The 4,457-nt window shown below is 37.4% G+C and carries 3 protein-coding genes; 1 reads left to right on the forward strand and 2 read right to left on the reverse strand.

The features are described 5' to 3' along the window. Positions 1-216: T9SS type A sorting domain-containing protein (locus tag VJ937_RS10725; protein WP_324066932.1), on the forward strand; the 216-nt coding region annotated here is incomplete at its 5' end. Positions 217-662: 446 nt separating this feature from the next. On the opposite strand, the gene VJ937_RS10730 is transcribed toward VJ937_RS10725, so the two are convergent. Both VJ937_RS10730 and VJ937_RS10735 read right to left on the reverse strand, forming a co-directional pair. Next, positions 663-2,303: an amidohydrolase gene (locus tag VJ937_RS10730; RefSeq protein ID WP_324066935.1), complete on the reverse strand. Its 1,641-nt coding sequence runs from the start codon at positions 2,301-2,303 to the stop codon at positions 663-665. 63 nt (positions 2,304-2,366) lie between these two features. Continuing rightward, positions 2,367-4,289 carry a glycosyltransferase family 39 protein gene (locus tag VJ937_RS10735; RefSeq protein ID WP_324066937.1) on the reverse strand — a complete coding sequence of 641 codons (1,923 nt, stop codon included), beginning with the start codon at positions 4,287-4,289 and terminating at the stop codon, positions 2,367-2,369. Positions 4,290-4,457 lie beyond the last annotated feature (168 nt).

The raw sequence follows: 4,457 nt of genomic DNA on the forward strand, positions 1-4,457 counted from the left end.
GTTTATCCAAACCCAACCAGTGACCGTTTGAACATTGCTTCAGACAGTAGCATTGAAAAGGTTGAAATATTTAATGCACAGGGTCAAATCGTAATTCAGCGCGCAGCAAATGCCGACAAGCTGAGTTTAAACATCAGCGACCTTACTGAGGGCACATACTTCGTAAGAGTTCAGAGCAACAACAATGTAGGTGTTGAAAGAATAATCAAACGATAATCTACATATTAAACGTTATTTTAAATGGGTGCAAAGTGCACCCATTTTTTCAAAAAAAAGTCAAATTTAACTCGCAAAATATTTTTTTGGTACAGGATTTGTTTTCTTAAAAGTGCAACATCACTAAATCCTTTAGTGATCAATTGCGAGGGGTAATATAAGCTGTTTTCATGACTTGTTTTTGGGGTGGTCTATCAGACCACCCTTTTTTCATGCTAAAAAGTAAAAAATCATTAAAAAAAGCAGATTTATTTTGTTTTGGTATTTAGTTTGCTTATTTTTGAATGCAACATTATCGGGAGGTTCTACTTCCGATGATCAATTGCGAGGGGTAATATAAGCTGTTTTCATGACTTGTTTTTGGGGGTGGTCTACTGACCACCCTTTTTTATTGCCACGAAATAACAATGTTAAACCCTTATTAACAAGTTGACAGATAAATTATATTAATTGACCTTATCCGCGTTAAAAACATTCTCTCCCTGAATAAATGTAGCAAGGTTCTTTACTTTTGGAATACGCTCAAAATCAATATTCATAATATCTTCATCAAGTACAACAAAATCTGCTTGTTTACCTGGCTCAAGCGAACCTTTACGGTCTTCTTCAAAAATACTTTTAGCAGCCCAAATTGTCATGGCTTTAAGTGCTTCTACCCTGTTTAATGAGTTTTCCATCTGAAAACCATCGGGTGGAAAACCCTCAAAGTCTTGCCTGGCCACTGCTGCATAAAAACCGTATAACGGATCAATATGCTCGACAGGAAAATCACTGCCATTACATAGCCAACCATTTTGCTGCAATAAATCTTTGTAAGCATAGGCGTGCTTCAGTCTCTCTTTACCCAGTCTTTCACCAGCCCAGTACATATCTGAAGTAGCATGTGTTGTATTCACTGCTGGTATAATATCATACTTGCCAAACATATGAATGTCTTCAGGATTGACAACCTGAGCATGTTCAATGCGCCATCGGCGATCATTCTTTTCAGACAATATTTTTCCATATAAGTCCAGTACCAACCGATTAGCCGAATCGCCAATGGCATGTGTGTTCACCTGGTAACCATGATTAAATGCACGACGTGCAATATGTTCCATTTTTTCAGGATTGGTTATAATAAGCCCGTAATTATCCGGATCATCGCTATATGGCTCAATCATACAGGCTCCTCGTGAACCCAGCGCACCATCGGCATATAGTTTAACTGAATGCACATGCATGCGTTTGGTTCTGTAAACCCCATGTTCCATGAATTGCTTAAAATTCTTCTCTGTTGGAGAAAGCATGGCATACACCTGCATTTTCAACTCGTTGGTGCGCTGCATCGAGTCAATCAAATTGATATCGTCATAAAACAATCCGGCATCTGCCACAGTAGTTAATCCAGCGGCATAGCAATTTTGAGCACCCTGATTGATATATTTTACCTTTTCGCTTAATTGTGGTGCATCGATATGCTGACGCACCAGTTCAAGTGCGTTGTCGATGAGTATACCAGTGGGTTTGCCGTTTTCGGTTATAATTTCACCGCCATCTACTTTTGTATTGGCATCAATTCCTGCAATTGCAAGTGCTTTATCATTGACAATGGCAGCATGCCCGTCCACACGGCGCAAAAAGACAGGTTTTTCAGGGAAAAGTTTATTTAGCACCTCATTGGTAGGAAATTTCTTCACCGGCCAGTCGTTTTGATCCCAGCCCCTGCCAAGAATCCAGCTTGCTTTGTGAGCTACATTCCATAATTGCAATTTTTCAAGGATAGCATCAAATGACTGTGTACCGCGTAAATCGATTTGCCTTAAATTCATGCTATACCCATAAAAATGGCAATGTGCATCAATTAATCCCGGATACACATATTTTCCTTTAAGGTTCAATTCTTTTTTTGCTTCGTACTCTGATAAAAGTGTTTTATCTCCGACTGCCACAATTTCACCATTGTTTACAACCATTGCAGTGGCCTTAGAGAAACCAGAATCAACCGTATAAATAGTTGCGTTTTTTACGATCAGATCTACTTTTTCTTTTAAAGAATTACAACTTACAGATATCAAAATAATTAAAATTGTTATTAAATTTTTCATGATAGGAATTTTGTATTAAAGCATAAATATAATCATTTTCAGGCGGTTGCACGCATTATGCAATTAAATCGGCTCAATAAGCCCATAAATCCGGGGGTTCCCTGTGCGATAGGAAACCTTAAAATTATCGAGCCAAATATCATTTTTCCCTTTATTCCAAATAGAGAAACGAACATGCAACTCACCACCATTCAATCGTATGTCTGAAAGTTTTGCAGAGTGAAATGCCGTATACCACTGCATAGAATCGTTGTTTGTTATAAACTGCTCAAATGGCCGTGCTTTCCAGAAAATGGTTTCGTCGCCATCTTTCACATTAAGCACAAAAAGCATTTCGTTGGGTTTTGTTTTAATATTAAACTGAATTGTGGCATCGATAAAGTTATTTTGATTGGTCAGCACAGTATCAAGTAAAAGTGTATACCCCGGCCCCCATTCCATATCGGGTTTCATGTGATATACAGAATTTGTGGAATCATCAGTTGCCCTTGTCATACCTTTCTTTTTGATGCCTTTCCAACCATACTTTTCTTTTTTATCAAAGGTCATAGTAGCAATCACATTCCTATCGGCACCTGTTTCCTGTGAAAAAAGGTAGGTATCTCCTCCATGATAAGTATTGTGCCACAACACTTTTGGAAAATAGCTTTGTATTATAGGTATAATTATGGCAGAACTTGATGACAAACCGCCAAAATAGACCTGTTTGTATTTGTGGCTCTGCTTTTTCAGAAATGAAATGAATGCTCCCTGTGTATTAAAATCATTGTATCTGACATAGTCTAAATCATAACCGTACTTATTTTCATAATATTTATTAATCTCTTTGTCGGCATGAATAATTGCAAGGGTTTTATTTTCTGTGTTTCCTGCATTGGGATTATCAATTACAATATGTTCGTGTGCATTATTGTAGAATACTTCATAGTGCTTCCGTTTTTCTATGAGCGTGTACAAACCAGAGATCAGTATGAGAGCAACCAGTGCCCCATTGATCCATTTTTTCTGATTTTTGATATGTCCGAAAATGGCAAAAAACAAAAAAGGAAAGCTAAAAATTAGCACAGAATATTGAATAACCGCATTGATGTACCTTGAGTACAAAAATCCAATGACCAGGGGTAGCAAAAACCACGCAGTAAAGAGCCAGAACTTATAATTAAATTTCAAATTAAATTTGCCTGAAAGTAATGGAATAAGTACAATAAATACTGTAATACCTGTAAACATTAGAGAGAAGTGGAAAATATATCCCAAATATTTTAATATAAAATCATTGTCGGGTTTGGAGAGCCACCCCTCTATTCCACCCAAACTCAATTGATGCAAGAAAATTCCCAGATGTGGTAAATAAAGCAGAATAACAATTGCGCCGGCAATAATGTATTTCACTAATAGCGCTCTTTTAATCAACAACAATCCTGTAGCCCACACAATACCAGCCATTAAGAGGCTGAAATGGTGATTATAGGCACAGAGGGTACTGGCGATAATTAAACCCAGGGCATTTTTCCAAAAACTCATACCCGGTTTTTTAATTATCAACGTCCAGAACCACACCATTGCAAGGGTAAAAAATAAACCGCTGATATAGGGTCGGGCAATTTGGCTGTACATTACCGGATATTGCAAGATTGCCATAAAAGCAGCTGAAAGCAGCGCAACGGTAGCATTATACCACTTCCGGCCTATTAAAAAGATGAGCAAAACTGAGAGAATGCCAAAAATTAAAAATGGTAGTTTTACAAGCCACGGAGCTTGGCCGACCATTTTTGTCCAATAAAAAAGAAAGACCTGTATACCTGCTGGGTGGCCATCATTGCGTACACCCTGATCAATTAATTCACTAAAAGTATCAAAATCGGTACGAAACAGGGCACTAAATTCATCATGGGTAAAGGGAATTTCCGTAAAATGATAAAACCTCGTGGTGATAGCAACCAAAAGAATTATGAAAAGGATAGTTTTATTCGAAAAAAATTTCATGGCAGTGTGGGCGTTTATCTAATATTCAAAAATAACTAAAAGAAGCCAAAAGCAATAAAAAAAGCGCCATTCCTCAAGAACAGCGCTTTTGTATTTAGTTTCGGTTAAATTTATTTCGTAAAGACATCGTCCCACTCTTTTACCTGGATATCTCCATATTTTTTAAGT

It is taken from the genome of Salinivirga sp. (assembly GCF_035268865.1).
In the GTDB taxonomy this organism is placed as follows: Bacteria; Bacteroidota; Bacteroidia; order Bacteroidales; family Salinivirgaceae; genus Salinivirga.

Excerpts from the sequence above, each read along its gene's own strand:
- VJ937_RS10730 (WP_324066935.1), bottom strand. The coding sequence starts at position 2,303 with ATGAAAAATTTAATAACAATTTTAATTATTTTGATATCTGTAAGTTGT.
- VJ937_RS10735 (WP_324066937.1), bottom strand. The coding sequence starts at position 4,289 with ATGAAATTTTTTTCGAATAAAACTATCCTTTTCATAATTCTTTTGGTT.